Origin of the sequence: Insolitispirillum peregrinum (assembly GCF_900156605.1) — a bacterium.
Classification (GTDB): domain Bacteria; phylum Pseudomonadota; class Alphaproteobacteria; order Rhodospirillales; family Rhodospirillaceae; genus Insolitispirillum; species Insolitispirillum peregrinum.
Window position 1 is genome coordinate 701,487 of record NZ_FTOA01000001.1, and the last position, 21,595, is coordinate 723,081.

Consider the following 21,595-nt stretch of genomic DNA (forward strand, 5'->3'; position numbering starts at 1 on the left):
GGGGCGGCCTTTGTCATGAAACTCTCTGTGCAGGGCAGAAAGAAGGGTGGGGCGAATGGATGAGTGGATGTGGCTGATTGCCGGTGTTCTGGTGCTGTTGGGCATTATCGCAGTGGTGGTGGCCTTGCCGGTGTGGTTGATTGTCAGGCGGGTTCGCTCTCACTCTGGCGTGCCTGTTCCACCTGTTGCCCATGTCGATATCATCGAGGAAAAGACCGTGATGGAAGACTCCTCTCCGGTTGTCCAGCCTGTTGTCCATGCGGCCCCTGTGCCTGTTGCTGCGCCCCGCTCGATCTGGTCGGAACATGACGTGCTGGTGCGCTTTGTGCTGGTGGCGGTGATTGGCCTGTTCATGCTGGTGCCGCTGAGCCTGATTGATGGTCAGGCTCAGGATCGGGGCGATCTGCGGGCGTCGGTGACGCGCGACATTGCCGCGACCTGGGGGCAGGCGCAGGAACTGGGGGGGCCGACACTGCTGATCCCGGTGACCGTGCGGACCAAGAGCAAAGACGACGGGGTTGTCGAGGTTGCCGACACCCTGGTGCTGTTGCCAAAGGTTCTGCAGATCGGGGCGACCATCAACACCGAAATCCGCACGCGCGGGATTTACGAAAGCGTGGTCTATACCGCACCATTGCAGGTCAAGGGAACCTTTGACCTGAAGCCGGTGGCCGGTTTCCTGAAGGATCGCGGCTGGATCACCCCGCACTATGATCAGGCCTATTTCAGCTTTGGCCTGTCGCAAACCTCCTCCCTGCGCGATGTCGAGCCGCTGATGTTCGATGGCCAGAGCATTGCCTTTGCCCCCGGTGCCCGCAATCGCGCCCTGTTCGAGCAGGGATTTCATGCTCCGATAGCAGAAAAGCTCAGCGCCAGCGCGATCTATCCGTTTGAAATGACTGTCACCGTGAAGGGCTCGGAAGGGCTGCGGTTCCTGCCGTTGGGGGAACAGACCTCGGTGCAGGTCAACTCTGCCTGGCCGCATCCGTCCTTTCAGGGCAACGCCCTGCCGGACGAGCATCAGATTTCTGAAAGCGGCTTTTCAGCGCACTGGACCATTCCCAATCTGACGCGCAACTATCAGCAGGTTGCCTTGTCTTCGGAATGGAATGCCCGCATCAACGAATTCACCTTTGGCGTTGACCTGTTCGAGCCGGTCAAGCTGTACGGCGAAATCCTGCGGGCAACCAAATACGGCATCCTGTTTATCGCCCTGACCTTTGCCCTGTTTCTGGCCAACGAGCTGCATTCCACCAACCGCCGCCTGCACCCGGTGCAGTACGGCATGGTCGGGGTGGCGATGAGCCTGTTTTACCTGCTGTTGCTCGCTCTGGCCGAGCACATGCCCTTTGTCTGGGCCTATATTCTGGCCTCGCTGGTGGCGGTGGCGATGAATGGTGTCTATGTCGGCTTTGCCCTGCGCGCCTGGCCGCGCGGCATCCGGTTGGGAATTGGTCTGGCCCTGTTGCATGCATTGCTGTTTACCGTGCTGCGGATGGAAGATTACTCGCTGCTGATGGGGACGGTGTTGCTGCTGATCACGGTCGGCATGTTGATGCACGCCACCCGGCGACTGGGAAATAACGGATAACAGCCGGTCGCGGACTGGGTGTTTTGGCAAGGAGACGAAGTGCATGCGCTATCACCTGCTTGGGCAACGCTGCGCGGCTGCCCCGCTGAAGGTCAGCTCCATCAGCATGGGAACGATGACCTTTGGCGAGCAAAACACCCCTGAGCAAGCCCATGAGCTGCTGGATATCGCCTATGACGGCGGGGTGAACTTTTTTGATGTGGCCGAGATGTATCCGATTTCGCCCCGCCCGGAAACACAGGGGCGCAGCGAAGAAATCCTTGGGGATTGGGTGCGGGCGCGCAACAACCGCCATCAGGTGGTGATCGCCTCGAAAGTCACCGGGCGCGGGGTGATGCCGTGGATCAGGGGCGAAGAGCGTGTGCTGGATCGCCGTAACATCGCCGAAGCCATTGATGGTTCGTTGCGGCGGCTGAAAACCGATTACCTTGACCTTTATTATCTGCACTGGCCTGACCGGCAGACCAATAATTTCGGTCGCTTGGGCTATGTCCACAATCCCGAAGAGCAATCAACGCCGCTGGCGGAAAGCCTGCTGGCGCTGGCCGATCTGGTAAAGGCCGGGAAAATCCGCCATGTCGGAATTTCCAATGAAACTCCCTGGGGGCTGGCGCAATACCTGCTGCTGGCGGCGCAGAACCCGGAATTGCCTCGGGTGGCCGCCATTCAGAACCCCTATTCGCTGATCAACCGCACCTTTGAAATCGGTCTGGCGGAAATGGCCATCCGTGAAGACGTGCCGCTGGTGGCCTATTCGCCGCTGGCTGGCGGCGTCCTGACCGGAAAATACATGGACGGCGAGCGCCCGGCAGACTCGCGGATGGTGTTGTGGCCAAAGCGCTATACCCGCTATACCAAGCCGTTGGCACAGGTGGCGGTTGAACGCTATACCCTGATTGCCGAACGGCATGGCCTGCACCCGGCGCAAATGGCGCTGGCCTTTGCGGCCTCGCGGTCTTTTGCCGCTTCGGCCATTGTTGGTGCGACCAAGCCCGAGCAGTTGAAGCTGACGCTGGCGGCGCAGGATCTGGTGCTGGGGGGCGATGCGTTGATGGATATCGAGGCCGAGCATACGCTTTGCCCTAATCCTGCCCCATAAGGCGAGGTAGACTTTTCTGTCGGAGGGAGGCAATGCCCCCTTTCCGACGGGAGCGTTTTTTTGGAGAGTAAAACATGCAGCCAGGAAAAGTTCCGGGTCAGCAGGGGCGCCTGTCAGGGCGTGTTCGCGCCTGTTCCCGCACCCTGATACTGGCCTCCTTGCTCGGCGTGGCTGCCTGTCAGCCGACGATCAAGGTCGAGGCCCCGGACAAGCCGATTGTGATCAACCTGAACGTCAAGATCGAGCAGGAAGTCCGGATCAAGGTTGAAAAGGATGTGGACAGCTTGCTGGAGCAGAACAATGAACTGTTCTAACGTCATGGTCCGAGCGGTGGGGCTGGGTATTCTGGCCGGCTGGCTGCTGCTGGCTGCGCCGCAGGCGGCATGGGCCGGGCCGGTCGACGATGCCAAGGCTCAGGGCGAGATCGGCGAGCGGGCCGATGGCTTGCTGGGGGCGGTCAAGCCCGCTGGTGTTTCATCTGACGTGGCACAGATGATCAGCCGGATCAACAGCGAACGGATGGGCAAATATCGTGACATCGCCAACCAGAACAGCACCTCTGTTCAGGCAGTTCAGGCGATTGCCGGACGCAAACTGATGGATAAGGCGGCTGCCGGTCAGTACATCAATCAGGGAAGCGGCTGGGTCAAGAAGTAGGGAGCGGTTCAGGCGGGGCGCTTGTCGGCAAAATCCTGGAGCTGGATACGCTGGACACCCCCGCTGCGGACGACCGAGTTACCAGCGGGTTCTGTCACCGATGGAGTGGCGCCAGACCCGAACACGGTCGGATGAACCGCCTCGAATTCGTTCCGGTTTCCGCTCTGCTCTGGCCGGTTCCCGCTCTGCTCTGGCCGACCGTATTCAGGTGAGGCGGCAGGCGGTGCGGCCGTTTCGGCCATCGGAGCCGCCGCGTGCTCTGCCTCGTCCCGCGGGCGATCGTCGCGGCGTTTCTGGCTGATGGCGGCACGGCGGGCGGCTTCTTCGCGCAGGGCGGCGATTTCCTGCTCGGCAGTGGACAGGCGCTTGCGTAGTTGGGCAATGATGTTGCGCAGCTCGGCGCGCTCGTCGCGGGAGCCAGCATCAAGGTCCTGCGCCAGAGAGGTCAGGCGATCTTCGATGGTTTGCAGGCGGTTGCTGTTTTCCTGCTCGATGGCCTGCTTGATCTTGCTGATGTCTTCACCAACTTCCGATCGCATCCATTTGGCTTTTTTGCCCAGATCTTCCTCGATCTTGCGCAAGCCGCCTTCCATGTCCGAGCGGATTTCCACCTTGATCTGATAGGCGTTCTTGACCAGCTGTGACATATAAGACAGCAGGCCGATCACGAAAACGGCGACGACAGCAACGCCGAGTGTAATGCCTGTGATCGAAACATAATCCATTGATCGCGTCCTATCCACACAGGGGAATTGCCATCGGGCGAAAGAGGCAGGAAAAAGCCGAAGTTCGCCGGGCTCAGGCAGCCGAGTATAGGCCTGTGTGCGCGGCTTGTCGTCAGACCGTACAAAGACAGAGATGCTGCCTCTTGTTATGACCTGTCGAGCGTATGGGGTCAATGGTCTAGATGGGGTGAGGAGGGAAGCGATGAATAAAAGGTGTATCCCCTGATTGCTCCCTTTTGATGAGAAAAATGGTTGATTCCGTTTCCCGGTTTTACAACGTCGGGCTTTCGGTTTAGCATCGGGGGGATGGGATTTGAATCCCGGATATCGAACGTCCTGCCTGTATTGTAGCAAACCCCTGGCGCAGTCTGTGCCTGCTGGTACCGGTTTATCGTGGAGCAGGTATTGTGTGCGGTAAAGGCCGATCAAATGACTCGTTTATGGTGTCATATGTTCGGGGTGCGCGGTCTGCGGGACCACATGGCGTGCTGGCAATATGTCAGGTGCTGATATGTGCGGATTGGTTGTGAAACTGATCCGGGCGGTGTCTGTTGCCAAGGCAGGATATCCGGCTTCACACTCATCATTATAAAGATCTGTTCCTCGCTGATAACGAGCAAACAAGAGGCATCCCATGTCTGATAGTAAAGCTGCTTTTGGCGCCTCGTCCAAAACCAGCTCCCGGGGGCGCGAACCGCGCGAGCGTACGCCCTCTGATGACGTTTCTGCCCAGACTACAGAAGAATTGATTGCCTGGATTACCGCACGCGGGATTACCGAGGTCGAATGCCTGGTCCCGGACATGGCCGGTGTGCCGCGCGGCAAAATCCTTCCGGCCCACAAATTCATCTCCGGCTTGAAAGACCGTGGTCTTCGGTTGCCGGAAAGCCTGTTTATCCAGTCTGTGACCGGTGATTATCCCGAAGAGGAAATCATGCCGGATGTTGATCAGGACATGTACCTGCGGCCCGACCCGGCAACAGTGCGAATGGTGCCGTGGTATCAGGAGCCAACGGCGCAGGTGATCAACGATTGCTATTACCGTGATGCATCGCCGGTAGAAATGGCTCCGCGTCATGTGCTGCGGCGGGTTCTCGCGCTCTATGAAGAGCGTGGCTGGAAACCGATTATCGCCCCCGAGCTGGAATTCTATCTGGTGAAGGTCAACCCTGACCCGGATTATCCGCTGGAACCACCGATCGGGCGTTCCGGGCGTCCCGAAATCGGCCGTCAGGCCTATGGCATTGATGCCGTCAACGAGTTCGATCCGCTATTTGAAGACGTTTATGATTATGCCGAAGCGCAGAATCTGGACGTGGACACCCTGCACCACGAAGCCGGTGCGGCGCAGATGGAGATCAACTTTGAACATGGGGAACCGCTTGATCTGGCCGATCAGGTGTTCCTGTTCAAGCGCACGGTGCATCAGACCGCGCTCCGGCACAATGTTTATGCCACCTTTATGGCCAAGCCGCTGGAAGGGCAGCCGGGAAGTGCCATGCACATCCATCAGTCGGTGTGGGATCTTGATGGCAACAAGACGCTGTTTGCCAACGAGGACGGCAGCGAAAGCGACCTGTTCCGCTGGCACATCGGCGGGCTGCAAAAGTATCTGCCGCAGGCGATGCTGCTGCTGGCTCCGAACGTCAACAGTTACCGTCGTCTGGTGAAAAACTACTCGGCTCCGATCAACATGCATTGGGGGCGTGACAACCGCACGGTCGGTTTGCGTGTTCCGTTGTCCGAGGCACGTAATACCCGTATTGAAAACCGCCTGTCCGGGGCCGATGCCAATCCGTATCTGGCGATGGCGGCGTCGTTGCTGTGTGGCTATCTGGGGATGGTGGACCGGCTGGAACCGACCAAGCCGATCACTGGTTCGGGCTATACCAAGGCCCACGCCCTGCCCAAGCATTTGCCGGATGCCATCGAACGGTTCCAGCATGCCCGCCGCCTGCATGAAATGTTCGGGCCGATGTTCTGTCAGGCCTTCGTCGCGGTCAAAGGGGCCGAGTGGGACGCCTATCAGGATGTGGTCTCGTCGTGGGAGCGGGAATTCCTGTTGCTGAACGTGTAAGCCAGAGCTGTGGGCGCAAAGGCGGGCACAGGACACGACAAAAAGATCATGGAGCGCTGCTCCACACCTCGCCGGGGCCTTGAGGCCCCGGACTTCATTGACTTGATATTGAAAGAAAAATGGGGGTTCTGGGCCTCAGGCCCCGAATGGGTTTGGGCGAGAGCCCATTCCTTTCCATCAACTGTCGTGCACTGTGGCGTCAGGTTTAACGCTCATTGCTCTAGAAACGCTCGCCGTCCTTATGGCGCAGGTTCCAGGCCTCGTTGACGTGGCCGGGGTTTCCCCAAACCGACGTTGGCTTTTCCCGCCAGTGAGACAAGACGAACTCCGCCTGACGCTGGCTCAGGCGTTTGAAAGCGGCCATTGCGACCGCATATTCCTTGGAACTTATAAACGTGCTATAGGGCGGGCGGGCTTGCAGGCGGGTGACCACTTCGGAAAACAGACAGCGATCTGCGCCCACTGCGCGGCAAACGACAGCCAGGGCTTCCCCGTTATCGTGATAAAGAATCCGATGCACCGCTGCGACCGGCAGGCGGGTCAGGTGCTGCATTTCAGTTTCTGCTGCCTTCATGTCGCCATTGCGCAGGGCAACCATCAGACCGCCAAATCCTGATGGAATGGACGAGGGGGCATGGGTTTGCCGGACAGATTCTTCATGCAGAGCCGAATGGCTGGCCTGACTGATTTCGGCATCAAGACGGGCACTAAGGGCTTCACCATAGTTTTGTGCAATAAACTGCTTCAGGGCTTGACCGACCCACTGGTACATCAGTGCCGCCATTTCGGCCCGCATCTCCGGGCGCAGGAGCAACGGCTGATGCAGCGGGGCCGTCGTGCGTGAAATCGTGACGACCCGCTTGAAGGCATGATCGGAGAACCGTGTGCCTTGATTGCGGACCAGATTCAGGATGACGTCTTCGTCCCCCAGATAGACCAGCACATCACAGACCTTGCTGGAAACGTCTTCGCGGACACTGACGGCCAGACGATGTTCATGGGTGCGCTCGACGATGATCTTGATCAGATCATCATCATTCAGGCGTGGGCTCAGCATGATCACTGGCCGGGCAATCTCGATCTGATCGTTGGCGAGCAGAACCAGCAACGAATGCGGGATATCGTCGCGAACGGCAAACTGCTCTGCCAGCCGCCGCCGGATGGCATGTTCAGCTCCGGGGTACAGGCGTTCCAGAATATCATAGGCAATGATGGCTTCGTTGTGGGTCAGCGGGTCGCCGTCATTGATGCACATATCGGAAACGACGCAGGCGAGTTCTGCTTCGTCCAGATGATCTGCTGGTTCCAGGAACGACAGCAGCAAGGCGGTGCGAGAGCGTGTCATGCCATTCGGCCCATAGAGAGACAGGGAGAGCGCATCGGTCAAGCTTCCCCCTTTTCTAAGCAAGGCTAAACCATACCGATCTTACCGCTTAGTATCCATCTATCATACCGCATACGCTGTGATCTGGGTCACTGATCAAAAGTCTATGGAACACCACACAGGTGTATGATCCGAAGCCTTTTCTTCCCCGCGTGGCTTGCGATCTATGCCGGAAGCCATAAGACGGTCTGCGGCCAGCGGAGAGAGCAACAGGTGATCAATGCGCACGCCGCGATCTTTTGGCCAGGCTCCGGCCTGATAGTCCCAAAAAGAATAGCGATTCGGCTCGCGGTTCAGGGCACGATAGGCATCCGTCCAGCCCGCATGGCGCAGACTCCAGAACCGCTGACGGCTCTCTGGGCGGCACAGCGCATCATCCCGCCATCCGATCGGGTCGTACACATCCTCATCCGTGGGGCAGATGTTGTAATCACCGGCCAGAACGGTCATCTCGTTGCGGGCGAAAAGGCGCTGGGCGTGGCGGTTCAGTCGGTCCATCCACGACAGCTTGTAAGGAAACTTTTCGGTATCGACGGGGTTGCCATTGGGCAGGTACAGGCTGGCAATGGTGATGCGGTCAGCGATGCGGGCCTGAATGTACCGCGCTTGCGGATCGTCGGGGCAGGGTGAGCCATCGAGATCGGGCAGCCCTCGCTGCACATCAGCGACGGGCAGGCGCGACAGGATTGCAACGCCGTTATAGGTCTTTTGACCATGGACCTCGCAGCGATAGCCAAGAGCCTCGATTTCCAGAAAAGGAAACGCCTCGTCCACGCACTTCAATTCCTGTAGCAGGACCACATCCGGGCTTGCCTCCTGGAGCCAGCGGAGAACATGCGGCAGGCGCGCCTTGATCGAGTTTACGTTCCAGGTAGCAATCTTGACCATGATAACCTTATCTTCTTACAAACAGGGCGGAGCCGCCTGCCTTGATCCGACGACAGCCCTTGATCCGACGACAGCAGCGTGAGCGCAGAAAGAGGAATAGAACCATGCCTGGGGGGCCAATGGATAGAGCCTTTTCAATTCGGGTCGGGTGTGCCGCGACGATCCTGATGGCACTGGCGATGCCGTCTTACGCGCAGTCACAAGGTCAATGCCCCGCAGTGACCGAGCCGGTGCGGCTGGACATCAAGCCGCAGCCGGGAGGAGAGCGGATTGACCACAGCAAAAGCAAAAAGGCCATTCAGGATCTGGTGAACCGGGCAAAAACAAAGGGGCAATTTGTCGCGGGAGTCCAAAATCCTGACGGCGGCCAGTATGTCTGGTCTTCCATTGGCGTCACCAATGCCAGTTTCGTGGTCAGCTCGACGGCAGAGACCATGGTCAGCCGAACGCCGTCCGGGGTCTGCGGCCATTTTACGGCGGTCACGCTGGTGATCGGCTTTCAGGAGCAGGTGATTTATATCCCGCGGGACTATCCGGAAGGCAGTTGTCAGTATCAGGCGGTGCTGGATCACGAACGCCAGCATGTTGCCATCAACCGCCGGACCGTGGCCGAATACCTGCCGGGGCTGCAAGGGCAGGCACAGCAGGTTCTGGATCGCGCAGGAAGTTCCTTTGCCAGCAGTCAGAGCGGGTTGGAGCGGAAAATGAACGATCGTCTTGGTACGCTGATCGAGCCTTTGCTGGTGCCGATGCAGCAGACCCAGCGTCAGCGTAACCAGACGCTGGACAGTGCCGAGAACTATCGTTCAATTCAGGCGTTGTGCTCCGACTGGTGAGGCTGCCTTCGTGTGGGGGAGCACGTTAGATCAGCGTGCGTTAAATCTGACGCCACAGTAACGACAGTAAGGAAACAAGGACGTGGAGCGCTGCTTCACACCTCGCTGGGGCCAGTCGGCCCCAGACCTCATTGACTTGATATTGAAAGAAAAAATGGGGGTTCGGGGCCTCAGGCCCCGAGCGGTTTCAGGCGGCAGCCTGCACCTTCTTGCTAACTGCCGTGTACCGTGACTTGACACAGGCACACTGATCTAACCTTTTGTTCTGTCGCATTGTTTTTGCGAAAACAGGTTTCCACTTTTCGCACCCGGCTAACGCCGCAGGCGATAGCCGGTTGTGTCAATGGCGGTGGGGCGGCCAGCCACCAGATCGGCCAGTATCTGGGCGCTGCCCGCAGCCATCGTCCAGCCCAGCGTGCCGTGTCCGGTGTTCAGGTACAAGTTTGCGACCGGGCTTTGGCACAGGTACGGCAGGCTGTCCGGTGTTTTGGGGCGTAGGCCACACCATAAGGTCGCCTGACGATAATCTCCTGCCTTGGGAAACAGGGCCTCGGCGTTGGAACGGATTTGCTCGGCCCGCTTTTGGCGCAACTGCTGATCCCAACCAGCCAGCTCGGCAGTACCAGCCCCTCGCAGGCGGTTACCCAGTCGGGAATAGACCATTTTATGTTCATCGTCAGTGATGGAAATGGTCGGAGCGTTGGGTTCGTTGTCTGCCAGAGGCAAGGTCATCGAATACCCCTTGGCCGGATAAATGGGCAGAGAAAAACCTAATGAACGTACGATTTTTGGGCTGAAGCTACCCATGCACAGCACATAGGCGTCGGCCTGAAACCGGCGACTAACCGGTTGTCCGGTGGGGTCCAGTTGCTCGCAGACAACGCCCGCAATGCCGCTTTTGCTGGTCTCCAGGCATTGGACACTCGTTCCATATTGAAAGTCTACTCCGATGGCTGCCGCCTGCCGGGCAATGGCCTGAGTGAACCTGTGGGCATCGCCGGATTCATCATCGGCGGAATACAACCCGCCGACCAGCTGGGGGGCGGCTGAGGCAAGGGCTGGTTCGAGGGCGACCACGGCGGCAGGGGTCAGGATGTCCTGCGGCAGCCCGCTCCGCCCCATGATTTCGGCTGAACGGCATTGGGCTTCGTATTCCCGGGGATCGCGGAAAATATGCAGGATACCCCGTGTCAGGGCATCATAGGACAAGCCCAGCTCTTGCCTCAGCCCCTGGAGAACCGTGCGGGAATGCATGGCAAGGGCGACGGTGTGCCGGGTGTTGTGGGCGCAGGCAGAGGGCGTGCAGTTGGCGAGGAAACGCAGCCCCCATGCCCATAGCGCCGGATCCCGGCGGAACCAGCGGAAAATCAGCGGGGCATCATCACGGCCAAGCCATTTCAAGGCTTTGAGCGGTGTCTGGGGCGTGGCCCATGGGGTGGCGTGCGAAACGGAAATCTGGCCGCCATTGGCAAAGCTGGTTTCCATTCCTGCTGCAGGCTGGCGGTCGATAACTGTAACGCGATGACCGTCACGGGCCAGAAACCAGGCGCTGGTGGCGCCAGTAACCCCAGCCCCCAAAACCACGATATCCACCGCCTATCCTCCTGATGGGATTGGGCCAATTGACTGCTGACGTTATAAGGCCTGTGGGCCGGGCTGGAAAGGGGCGGGAAGCCCTGCTACCCTGTTTTCATGCCTGCCATACAGTTGGCGCACGTCCCGCATACGATCCGCGAGGTCCGTCGTGAGTGTTTCCGGTCTTTTGCCTTCGAGCCAGCACGCCGCGTTGCTGACTGTCGAACAAATGTCCGCCGTTGATGCCGCCGCCGCCCGGGCCGGGGTGCCAACGCTGGACTTGATGGAAAATGCCGGTCGTGCGGTGGCCCGTGACGTGATGGCGATACACGAGGACCGCAAGGGGTTGGTGGTGGTGCTGTGTGGCCCCGGCAATAACGGCGGAGACGGCTTTGTCGTCGCCCGCCTGTTGCGTCAAGGCGGCTATCGGGTTCGGTTGGCCTGCTGTGTTGATGTGACGGTGCTGCGTGGGGATGCTCTGGTGAATGCGCATCGGTGGCAGGCCCTGCAGGAGCCGGTCGTGCCATTGACCGAGGATTGCCTGGACGGGGCTGCTCTGGTTGTTGATGCGATGTTCGGGGCTGGCCTCAGCCGTCCGGTAGACGGTGATGTTCTGGCATGCATCCGTAGAATAAACGATCGTTCTATAAAGTGTATTGCGGTCGATGTGCCGTCTGGTGTGGCAGGGAATAGTGGGGAGATTCTGGGGGACGCACCGCGCTGCCTCTCGACAGTGACCTTTTTCCGCCCCAAGCCTGCTCATTTCCTGTATCCCGCCAAGGCGTACTGCGGAGCCTTGCGGGTGGCTGACATCGGCTTGACCCCGCAGCATGAAGCAGGGTTGCTTTGCCAGACATTCCTCAACGGAACGGCTGTCTGGGCTTTGCCGCGCCCATCGTGGAGCGACCATAAATACAGCCGTGGGCATGTGCTGATCTTTGGCAGTGCCGCCATGAGCGGAGCCGCCCGGCTGGCAATGCGGGGAGCCCGGCGCATTGGTGCCGGGCTGGTAACGGCGGCGGTTCCTGCATCGGCGTTGGCAGTCTATGGCAGCGATGCACCCGGCGCTTTGCAGGTACCATGGGACAGCGAGGATGATGCGCTGAAGGCTTTGCAGGATGCACACCGGACCGTGGTTGTCATCGGACCGGGGCTGCCTGCCGATGACGAAACCCGCAGGTTGGTGCTGATGGCCTTGAGGCAAGGGCAGAGAACGATTGTTCTGGATGCCGGTGGGCTGTCCGCTTTTGCTGATCACCCTGATGTTTTGTTTGCTGCGATCCAGTCCTCTGCCGGGCAGGTGGTGCTGACACCCCACGAAGGAGAGTTCAAGCGACTGTTCAGCAGTCTGGCGGGGAGCCGTCTTGACCGCAGCCGTCAAGCCGCCGTCCTGAGCGGGGCGTGCGTTTTGCTGAAGGGGGCCGATACGCTGGTGGCGCGACCTGATGGTGCGGTGGTCATCACGCCGCAGGCCTCGCCCTATCTGGCCACCGCAGGCAGTGGCGATGTGCTGGCCGGATTTATCGCCGGGCTGGCAGCGCAAGGCATGTCTGCGTTTTCCGCTACGGCTGCCGGAGCCTGGCTCCATGCCGAGGTGGGGCGGCAGCTTGGGCCGGGACTGATCGCAGAGGATCTTCCCGAATGTCTACCCACAGTCTTGCGTCGTCTGCTGGTGGAGACCACCTTATAAGGGTAGGCATATTAGGATATTATAGCGATCGGTGAAAATGCGTCGCGCAATGATCAAAACCAGTTTGGGGCAAAACCAGTTTGGGGGGAGTGCCATGGCAGAATTCTTTTCACCGGGCCTGATGGAGCGCCTGGGAACCTTGTGGCGCGATTTGGTGCCGCAACGTGAAGAGCCGATGGTCGAAGGGCTGCAGCCGGACCTGCCTGATAGTGACCGCGAGATTGTGCGGGCACAGATGCAGTCCTGCCTTGAAGGCAAGGGTGGGGACGTATCCGCCCGCACCCGCGCAGCGCAACTGGGGAAGGCTTACCTCAGCCTGAATGCCAAGGGAAAGGAGCGTTTCCTGCGTCTGATGGCCGAAGACTTTGACACCGATCATCGGGCGGTGGATGCCGCGATTTCGCGCCTGCTGGCGGCTGTTGATCCCGAGGTGCGGGATAAGGCTGAACGGTCGTTGCGAAAAACACTTGATGCGCCGCGCCGCAAGCTGTTGACGCAGTTCAATGCCCTGCCGAATGGCGTCAAGTTTCTGGTGGACATGCGTTCGGATTTGATGCCGCTGGCTAAAAAGGATCGCCATCTGCGCGGGTTGGAAAATGACCTGAAGTATCTGCTGCGCAGTTGGTTTGATGTGGGTTTTCTGGAATTGCGGCAGATCACCTGGGACAGCCCGGCGAGCATTCTGGAAAAAATCGTTGCCTACGAAGCGGTGCATGCGATCAAGGATTGGCACGATCTGAAGAACCGCCTGGATTCAGACCGGCGGCTCTATGCCTTTTTCCACCCACGGATGCCTGATGAGCCGCTGATTTTTGTCCAGGTGGCCCTGTTGGCCGGTCTGGCGGGGAACATTCAGGAGTTGCTGGATATCGGTGCGCCGGTGGGGGATGCCAGTGAAGCCAATACAGCGATTTTCTATTCGATCTCGAATGCCCAGCGCGGGCTGGATGGCATCTCGTTCGGCAATTTCCTGATCAAGAAAGTGGTGCAGACGCTGTCCAAGGAATTCAGTAACCTGAAGACGTTTGCCACCTTGTCGCCGATGCCGGGGTTCCGCAAATGGCTGGATGGCTATCTGGCGGAAAAGGGCGATGCAGCCTTGCTGCCCGCCGAGCAGAAGCAACTGGCAGCCTTTGCCAAAAAGCAGGGGCTGAGTGGAAAAACTGGCTTGGCAGGATGCCTGCAACGTCCGGATTTGCTGGAGGATGCTGCCCTGGCCGAGGTGGTCCGTGAGCCGTTGATCCGGCTGGGGGCCCTGTATCTGGCGCTGGAAAAACGTCCGGCACGCGAGGAAGGCGGAGTGGCAACGGCGGCCAATCCGGTGGCGCATTTTCATCTGACCAACGGTGCGCGGATCGAACGGCTGAACTGGGTGGGCGACCGTTCGGTGAACGGAATGGAGCAGGCCTATGGCCTGATGGTCAACTATCTGTACAAGCTGAATGAAATCGAGCGGAACCATGAAATCTACAGCGAGCAGGGCAAGGCTGTCCTGTCATCGTCTGTGCGGGCTTTGCTCAAGGGTTGAATGGCACAGGTACAGGACCACAACGGCTCTTTCCGACCTTGTGGTCCTGTGCCCGTGACGTCAAATGGTTAGCGGGTCTTGGGAATAGGGGAGAGGGAAAAGCCGGTAATGTCCGGCAACGGGCGTCCAAAGAAATACCCCTGCCCGAAATCCACCCCGACCTCTTTCAGCAACCACATGGTCCGGCTGTCTTCCACCATTTCGCCGATGCTCTGAATGTTCATGTCACGGCACAGGTGTGCGATGGCCTTCAGAAAAGGCTTGCCATGTGTGGTGTGGAAGGCGTCCAGAATATAGCTGCCGTCAATTTTGACGTAATCAACCTTCAGGGCCTTGAGATAGTTGAAGGCAGCGGCTCCGGCGCCAAAATCGTCAATCGAGACCTTACAGCCGAACGAGCGTATTTTCTGCAGGATCTTGTTGGCAGATTCGAGGTCGGCCAGTTCGGAGGATTCCGTCAATTCGAACATCATCCGTGGCAGGATATCGCGGTTTTCCAGCAGCAACAGGAACAGTCCATGGACGAACGCCTCGTTTGACAGGCTTTTTCCTGACAGATTAACGGCAATTTGCGCTGATCCGTGCAGCTTTTTACCTGCCCGCAACGCGGCAATGGCTTTTTTGACCACCATGGTGTCGAATTCGTTGACCACCCCGAAATCTTCGGCAAAGCCGATGAAACGCGCCGGCAGGAACAGTCGTTCTCCTTGCTGCATGCGGGCGAGGGCTTCGTAGTGGTGGACGCTCCATGCCTTCAGGTCGACGATGGGCTGGTACACCAAAGTAAACGAATCAGAATTCAAAGCCTCGCGGAATGCTGTCACCTTGGTCAGCGTTTCGTCCAGTGCTTGCTGGTAACCCTGACTGAGGGATTTCAGCGTAAAATCCTTACCGCCATTTTCGGCAAACGAGGTCAGGGTATAGATCAGCGCCTTGTTCAGGTCTTCTTCGGTGATCACGCTGCGATCCAGCTCGACACTGACCGCCTTGACTTCCAGCCCGGCGCCGGACGGGTCGAACAGGGATGCGATGTCGGAAATGCGACTGGACATCTGTTCGACTTGCAGGGACTTATCGTGGATGATGCCGAATTTGGTATCGTCGATCTGCCCGATTGAATTCCCGCCCACCGACCAGGCACGCAGGTAACTTTCGACGCCTTGCAAAAAGGTACCGATAGCCTCGGAATCCATCCGTTCGTTCAGCGATGAATCTGCCAGATCGATCAGGGTCATGCGCAATTCGTCCCCGAACTGGGCTGCCTCCTGCATCCGCTGTTCGGCCATCTGGGCGAATTCTTCTTTGGTACGCGCAGGCGCGGTAATCTGTGTCTTGCCCGGATTGCCGCCATGGGCACGGCTGGCTGTCAGGTAAAGGGTTTCCTTGCGGCCGGGAAAGCACAAACCCGACAGGGATGCGGCGACGGGTTGACGCCCTGCAGCCTGAAAATGGATGCGGATGCGGTCCATGCGACCGACAGTCTCAATACGGCGGATCAGTTCCTGCAGCATGGTCTGATCTTCGGGGGCGACCAGATTCAGCAGGGATTGACCGACAAGGGCCTCGGGGGCTCCCCCCAGCAGGGATTCCGATGCTCCGGCGCAGTAGGTGATTGTCCGCTGGTCATCCAGCTCGATCAATGCCTCGGCGCCTGCGAAGGCAAAGGCCACAAAGCGGTCGCGTTGTTCGCGCAATTTGGCAGAGGAGTCTGGGCTCTGCGACATCGGCAGCCTCTCGGAGTGGGGGGTAAAGAATGGTATAAGCGACTAAAATCGTAATTTTTTCTCTATCACATATTGTTCTATATTGATAGAGATCATGGATAGTCTTTTTATACCAATGAATGGAACTAATGCTTGAAGTGAATGTTCATTCATTCGTCTTATGCGGAAAGCGATAAAAAAGGAGGTTTGTCCGGCGTTTCTCATCTTTTCAGACTTTCCAGTGAAAGGGATCAGAGAAAAGGGATATACGCGCCATACTGGCATGCAGTAGGTTGAAGAGGTTGAGTGTCGGGGCTTGAGAGCCTGGTGCAGACAGGTATAGTGCCCGCCAAGGGGATGGCTCCCCGGCAGTCTTCAGGAAACCTTCGGAGGTTGGCAAGATGAGCAGCGCCGTGCAGGCAGAACGTATCGGCTTTATCGGTCTTGGGATCATGGGCCAAAGCATGGCAGGCCACATTCTGGCGGCCGGATATGAGGTGCATGTTTTCAGCCGGACGAAGGAAAAAGCCGAAGCATTGCTGGAGGCTGGTGCCGTCTGGCACGATACGCCCGCTTCGCTGGCGCGGGTCTGCACCATTGTTATCACCATGGTCGGCTACCCCCATGATGTCGAAGCCGTTTATCTGGGCGATGACGGGCTGGTCCCGAACATGGCGCCCGGTGGTTTGGTGATCGACATGACCACCTCGCAACCGGCCTTGGCCCGCCGCATTCATGCGCAGGCTGCCGAGCGGGGAATTGCCGCGCTTGATGCTCCGGTATCAGGGGGAGATGTGGGCGCCCGCAATGCGACGCTGGCGATCATGGTCGGTGGTGATGAAGCCGCCTATCTGCGTGCCCTGCCGTTGTTTCAGGTAATGGGCAAGTCGATTGCCCTGCTGGGGGGCGCAGGTGCCGGTCAACACACCAAAATGGTGAATCAGATCGTGATCGCCGGGACCATTGTCGGGGTGGCCGAAGCCCTGAGCTATGGTGCCCATGCCGGGCTTGATCTGGAAAAGGTATTGGGGGTCATCGGTGGCGGTGCGGCTGGTGGGTTCCAGTTGAATGTTCTGGGCAAGCGAATGAGCGAGGGCGATTTTGCCCCTGGTTTCTTTGTGCACCATTTCCTGAAGGATATGGGGATCGCGGCCAGTGAGGCCGAGGCCATGGGGCTGGACCTGCGGGGGTTGCAGACCGCGTTGCACCAGTTTGGCCGGTTTGCCGAACAGGGTGGCCGCGAGTGCGGGACGCAGGGGATCTTTACGTTGTACCAGCAGCAAGGGCAGGGGGCTGGGCCCTCGGCAGACGGCGACGAGTAGCAGGGAGGGGAATGATGCAGTTTACCGGTGAATACAGCGTTCCTGCACCACGGAGCAAAGTGTGGGATGCCTTGAACGACCCCTCCATTTTGCGCGTGTGCATTGAGGGATGTGAAGAACTGGCATGGAGTGGTCCGGAAACCCTGTCGGCGACGATCAGGGCCAGCGTTGGCCCGATCAGTGCCCGTTTTGCCGGAAAACTCTGGCTGAGCGACGTGGTGCCGTTGTGCTCCTATACCCTGAATGGGCAGGGGGAAGGTGGTGCAGCGGGCTTTGTCAAAGGCTTTGCCTCTGTCAAGCTGAGTGATCAGGACGATGGCGGGTGCTGCCTGCGCTACCGTTGTGAAACCAATATTGGCGGCATCCTGGCCGACGTTGGCAGCAAGCTGGTCAAGGGAATGGCGGACCGTACGGCCCATGAATTCTTTGACCGCTTTACCCGCCGTCTGATTGTTGCCATGGCAGCAGCCTCCAAGCAGGAGGAAGATCGCCTGAGTGGGGGTGAGGCGGAGCCTGTGGGCGACGACATTCTTTTTGCCTCGACCGGTGCTGCGCGCACGTTGCTGGCAGACTGGGATGCGCTCCTGGATGATGGGAGTGTCGCCGCCAAAGCACCGAGTGGGTCCATCACATCCTTGCCGCGGCCCGTGGTTCCGCTGAGTGATCCCCGGCTGCTGGTTATTGCGGGTGGGTTTGGTTTGTTTGCGTTGATCGTCCTGTTGCTGGCGGTGTTGCGGTAACGCTGAGGGCGGGTTTCGTATTTTTTAAAGCCACGATACCCGCTCTGGATCCTGGTGTTTGGCGTGGAGATGGATATGGATATGTCCAGGCAGACAGAAGTTGACGTGCAGATTCTGTATTGTACTGCGGCAGATCAGCAGCAAGCCTTGGCGATTGGGCAATCGCTGGTTGATGCCCGACTGGCGGCATGCGTGAATATTCTAGGACCGACGACGTCAATATATCGCTGGGAAGACAAAACTGAAACCTCTACAGAGGTTGCATTCATAGTGAAGACGACAGCGACGTGTGTCGACCCGGCCATTTCATTAATCAAGAATATGCATTCTTACGAATTACCATGCATTGTTACAGTTCCTGTATCCGGGGGTTGTGGCGACTTTCTGTCATGGATGAGGCAGAGTGTTGCTCGCTGATATGAATTTATGCGTTATTTATAGAAAGTAGTATTATCGGCAGGGCAGGTGATGTAGTTCTTTTGGCTGCCATTTTTTATGTGATTACATGTTGAAATAGCCTGCAACAAAGGACTATTGTCACCCTTGCGTATGACGCAAAGGGTCCTGCCTGTGGGGCATGAGACCAGTGAGGCCAAAAAGGCCCATCATAATAACAAGCAGTCTTCGGCTGTAGCGCTCAAGGAGAAGGACGTGTGCGAGTTCCTGCTCTTGCTTTTTGTGTTGGTGTTTCCGTTGCGTTTACTGGCTCGGCGTGAAACCCAGCGCCGTCATCGTCTGGACGTTGCCTTCCATCGTGCATCATCCAGTCGGGGATCCGGAATTGGGTCTGCGTACTCGGTATTCGGGCGGCGGTAGTCGGCGCGTTCGGCATCCTGTCCAATGGGAACATTCACAGGGTGTCTTCGTCGGCAGTATGAAAGATGGTGCGCCGTTTCGATCGTGCCTGATCGTGGTGTATCGTCTGTTTGTTACCTCGGTGGCGTGTGTAACGCGTTGTTGATGTAACTGGAGAACCGCGACCACGAGTTTGCGGTGACTCGGGTAATAAAAAAGAGAGTCCCCAAAGCAGGGGGACTCTCTTTTTCATCTATGGTTCTGAGTATGGTGCAGGGTCATGGCGGCCAGCCAGCGCTGTCCATCGGCGGCCAGCATGCTCAGCCGTGCGGCCGCTTGCCAGACAGTTTCAGCCTGCATTTTTGCCTGCTGTTCGATCTCGGCTGCCGCGTCAGCCAGTTCCCGTATCCCCAGAAAGCCTGCCGCACTTTTCAGGCTGTGCGTCGCATATTCCATTTCCGAGTGATTGCGGGTCGAAATGGCGGTGTTGATGGTATCCAGCAGGTTTCGGCAGCTATGGCTGAAATCGTTGTTCAGTTCCTGCAGGATGTCGATTCCCAGATCCCGGACCAAATCTGCAATGATGGCAGGATCGTTCGGATTATGCCCGGCACAGATGCCCCGCGTGGGGAGCAGGGTTGGAGCGGGCAGGCGCAGGGCCGGTGTCTGCGCCGATGATGATGGCTCTACCAGAGACAGAATGACCTGATAAAGCTGCTTGGGGTCAATGGGCTTGGAAACAAAAGCATTCATGCCGGCATCAAGGCATTCTTGGGCATCGGCTTGCGAAGCGGCGGCCGTCAAGGCGATAACGGGTAAGGTTCCATAGGGAGGTGGCAGTCGGCGCAGCGCCTGTACAGCCTCAATCCCGTTCATGTCCGGCATGTGCCGATCCATCAGGATCAGGTCGAACCGGGTGTGCTGCAGGGCGGCCAGTGCCTGCCGGCCATTTTCAACGGCGACAACACGCGCGCCCTGACGTTCGAGCAACCCAATGGCAACCCGCTGGTTGACAATATTGTCCTCAGCCAAAAGAATCGAGAGGGATGGCAGAGAGGGAGAGGGGCCTTCCACCGGGGGGCTCATGACGGCGAAGTGTGGTGATGGCGTGTTTGACCGCTTGGACGGGGCGGCAAACAGCCACTCGATGGCTGCTTTCAGGCTGCTTTCCCGTATCGGCTCGGCAATCCACGGAATGGCAGTCTCTTTGGCTGGCGGTAAGCGCTTTGACCCACAGGAAAGGATCAGGGCTCGCGGTGAGCTGCCGACACCGCTGTTGCTGGCCACCGTTTGCAGGCAGGCGGCGATGTCGGCCCCCAAACGCGTGCTGGCAATGATGGCTCCGCCCTGCTGCAGCAATGGGCCGCAATCGTACAGGTCTTCCATGGTCGCGGCCTGACCAACGATCAGTCCCCACATTTCCAGTTGCCGGGTCAGAAGCTGACGGGCTATCGGGTCCGGGTCGGCGATCAGGACCATCTGGCCTTCCGGGATATGGGGAATGGGGCGACCGGGGCCAGTGGAGGAGGAATGGCCCAGACGCAGGGTGACAATAAAGGTTGTCCCCTGGTCAAGGGTGCTGTGAACGGTGATGGTGCCATCCATCAGCTCGGCCAGTTGTTTGCTGATCGACAGTCCCAGACCGGTGCCACCAAAACGGCGGTTGACCCATGCCCCTGCCTGTTCATAGCGGCGGAACAAACGGGTTTTTTCCTCCTCTGACAGGCCAATGCCGGTATCCGTGATGCTGAACAGCACCGTTACGCCAGCATCACCGGGCAGGGGCGGGGCGATGCTGGTTGCCACACTGACGCTGCCGCGTTCCGTAAACTTGACCGCATTGCCGATCAGGTTCATCAGGATCTGGCGCACACGGGCTCCGTCGCCGATCAGTGTGTCCGGGACATCGGCGGCGGCGTGGCAGGCCAGCGCCAGCCCCTTGTCGGATGCCTGGGCGGCGATCAGGGCCATGCAGTCTTCGACCATGCTGACCGGGTGGAACGGCAGCTTCTCCAGCTCGATACGACCAGCCTCCAGTTTGGACAGATCCAGAATTTCGTTCAGAATACCCAGCAAGGTCTCCCCGGATGAAACGATCGTTTGTGCCAAATCCTGCTGTTCGGGTTGCAGGTCACTGTCCAGCAACAGGCGACTGAGCCCCAGTACGCCGTTCATCGGGGTGCGGACTTCGTGGGAAATGACCGCAATGAACTCACTCTTGGCCTTTGCCAGCCCTTCGGCCTGCTCTTTGGCCATGGAAATACGCTCATTCTCCAGCCGCAAACGCTGGTTCATGTGCTCGACATCCAGCATCGCTCCCTGGGCAAAAATGGCGCTGACATAGGCGGCAATGGCCTGCAACGTCTCCCGGTCCCCTTGCCCCAGCCGGGGCATGAACGGTTTCTGCTCACGGGTGCGGCCGGTGATGATGATTGCCATCACGTCGTTGTCCTGAATGACCGGAACAGCGATCAGGAATGGCAGCGACAGAGCGGTCCGCAGGTCGTGCAGGTGATCGCGGCCACTTTCTCTGGTGATCAGTACGTAACCGTTCTGCAGCAGGGTATCAACAGGCACATGGATCTCTGTTGCCAGCAGGGCTTCGGCCTGATTGCGCTCATAGCCCTGGGTCAGGGCGACGGTGAACGTGTCGCGGGCAACCGGCCTGAGAACGACTGTCCGTTCCATGTTCAGGGTGGCGTTAACCCGTTGGCAGGTGGTCTGGAAAATGGCGTGGGCGTTCGAGGTCGGGGTCAGCGCTGCACTCAGGCCCGCCAGCAGCGAAAAGCCCCGTCGCTTCTGCTCCAGCTCGTGGCGCAGGGTTGATCCAACCGCATCGGCCTTGACCAGTCGGGCGGCCAATTGTTCGGCCTGCCGCTGGAAATAGTCGGCTCGTTGCTGCTGTTCGGACAGGGCTGCCAGCAGTGCGGTGGGGTCATCTGTTGGGGGGGCAGAGGTTGGGGCTGGCCGTTCGTTCATGGCATT

The 21,595-nt window shown here is 58.7% G+C and carries 17 protein-coding genes; 11 read left to right on the forward strand and 6 right to left on the reverse strand.

The window, feature by feature from the left end; all coding sequences use genetic code 11:
- The first annotated feature begins 55 nt into the window (after positions 1–55).
- From creD to BW995_RS02920, 4 genes are all read left to right on the forward strand, one after another.
- A complete protein-coding gene (gene creD / locus BW995_RS02905; protein ID WP_076398661.1) occupies positions 56–1,591 on the forward strand; it encodes a cell envelope integrity protein CreD in 1,536 nt (511 codons plus the stop codon).
- A gap of 43 nt (positions 1,592–1,634) precedes the next feature.
- A complete protein-coding gene (locus BW995_RS02910) occupies positions 1,635–2,690 on the forward strand; it encodes an aldo/keto reductase (RefSeq protein ID WP_076398662.1) in 1,056 nt (351 codons plus the stop codon).
- 74 nt (positions 2,691–2,764) lie between these two features.
- A complete protein-coding gene (locus tag BW995_RS02915) occupies positions 2,765–3,004 on the forward strand; it encodes a YnbE family lipoprotein (RefSeq protein WP_084194521.1) in 240 nt (79 codons plus the stop codon).
- Complete coding sequence (locus BW995_RS02920; RefSeq protein ID WP_076398663.1) at positions 2,991–3,347, forward strand: YdbL family protein; 357 nt, start codon at positions 2,991–2,993, stop codon at positions 3,345–3,347. The genes BW995_RS02915 and BW995_RS02920 overlap by 14 nt, the downstream gene beginning before the upstream one ends.
- Positions 3,348–3,355: 8 nt before the next feature.
- Here BW995_RS02920 and BW995_RS02925 read toward each other — a convergent pair whose 3' ends face one another.
- Entirely contained in the window at positions 3,356–4,072 is a 717-nt protein-coding gene (locus BW995_RS02925) for an Atg14 domain-containing protein (protein WP_076398664.1), read from the reverse strand.
- Between the two features lie 634 nt (positions 4,073–4,706).
- Here BW995_RS02925 and BW995_RS02930 point away from each other — a divergent pair.
- Positions 4,707–6,149, forward strand: a complete 1,443-nt coding sequence (locus tag BW995_RS02930; protein ID WP_084194523.1) for a glutamine synthetase family protein — start codon at positions 4,707–4,709, stop codon at positions 6,147–6,149.
- Positions 6,150–6,369: 220 nt separating this feature from the next.
- On the opposite strand, the gene BW995_RS02935 is transcribed toward BW995_RS02930, so the two are convergent.
- Complete coding sequence (locus BW995_RS02935) at positions 6,370–7,494, reverse strand: DUF2336 domain-containing protein (RefSeq protein ID WP_139332725.1); 1,125 nt, start codon at positions 7,492–7,494, stop codon at positions 6,370–6,372.
- Between the two features lie 135 nt (positions 7,495–7,629).
- The gene (xth, locus tag BW995_RS02940; RefSeq protein ID WP_076398666.1) at positions 7,630–8,421 is read right to left on the reverse strand and encodes an exodeoxyribonuclease III; all 792 of its coding nucleotides are present in this window, start codon (positions 8,419–8,421) and stop codon (positions 7,630–7,632) included.
- Positions 8,422–8,540: 119 nt separating this feature from the next.
- Here xth and BW995_RS02945 point away from each other — a divergent pair, with 119 nt between their 5' ends.
- On the forward strand, positions 8,541–9,257 hold the full coding sequence (locus BW995_RS02945) for a hypothetical protein (protein ID WP_139332726.1): 717 nt from the start codon (positions 8,541–8,543) through the stop codon (positions 9,255–9,257).
- Between the two features lie 312 nt (positions 9,258–9,569).
- On the opposite strand, the gene BW995_RS02950 is transcribed toward BW995_RS02945, so the two are convergent.
- Positions 9,570–10,850 (reverse strand): D-amino acid dehydrogenase, encoded by a 1,281-nt coding sequence (locus BW995_RS02950; RefSeq protein ID WP_076398668.1) that lies wholly within the window; start codon positions 10,848–10,850, stop codon positions 9,570–9,572.
- A 151-nt stretch (positions 10,851–11,001) separates the two neighbouring features.
- On the opposite strand from BW995_RS02950, the gene BW995_RS02955 reads away from it, so the two are divergent.
- The gene (locus BW995_RS02955; RefSeq protein ID WP_322099107.1) at positions 11,002–12,522 is read left to right on the forward strand and encodes an NAD(P)H-hydrate dehydratase; all 1,521 of its coding nucleotides are present in this window, start codon (positions 11,002–11,004) and stop codon (positions 12,520–12,522) included.
- 94 nt (positions 12,523–12,616) lie between these two features.
- Positions 12,617–14,050 carry a malonyl-CoA decarboxylase gene (locus BW995_RS02960; RefSeq protein ID WP_076398913.1) on the forward strand — a complete coding sequence of 478 codons (1,434 nt, stop codon included), beginning with the start codon at positions 12,617–12,619 and terminating at the stop codon, positions 14,048–14,050.
- Positions 14,051–14,118: 68 nt separating this feature from the next.
- Here the strand turns inward: BW995_RS02960 and BW995_RS02965 are convergent, their stop codons facing one another.
- A complete protein-coding gene (locus BW995_RS02965; protein WP_076398669.1) occupies positions 14,119–15,774 on the reverse strand; it encodes an EAL domain-containing protein in 1,656 nt (551 codons plus the stop codon).
- A 380-nt stretch (positions 15,775–16,154) separates the two neighbouring features.
- On the opposite strand from BW995_RS02965, the gene BW995_RS02970 reads away from it, so the two are divergent.
- From BW995_RS02970 to cutA, 3 genes are all read left to right on the forward strand, one after another.
- Entirely contained in the window at positions 16,155–17,075 is a 921-nt protein-coding gene (locus BW995_RS02970) for an NAD(P)-dependent oxidoreductase (protein WP_076398670.1), read from the forward strand.
- A gap of 11 nt (positions 17,076–17,086) precedes the next feature.
- Positions 17,087–17,815, forward strand: a complete 729-nt coding sequence (locus tag BW995_RS02975) for a CoxG family protein (protein ID WP_076398671.1) — start codon at positions 17,087–17,089, stop codon at positions 17,813–17,815.
- Positions 17,816–17,896: 81 nt separating this feature from the next.
- Positions 17,897–18,232, forward strand: a complete 336-nt coding sequence (cutA, locus tag BW995_RS21310) for a divalent-cation tolerance protein CutA (RefSeq protein ID WP_076398914.1) — start codon at positions 17,897–17,899, stop codon at positions 18,230–18,232.
- Between the two features lie 627 nt (positions 18,233–18,859).
- Here the strand turns inward: cutA and BW995_RS02985 are convergent.
- Positions 18,860–21,589: a response regulator gene (locus BW995_RS02985; protein ID WP_076398672.1), complete on the reverse strand. Its 2,730-nt coding sequence runs from the start codon at positions 21,587–21,589 to the stop codon at positions 18,860–18,862.
- Between the last annotated feature and the right edge of the window lie 6 nt (positions 21,590–21,595).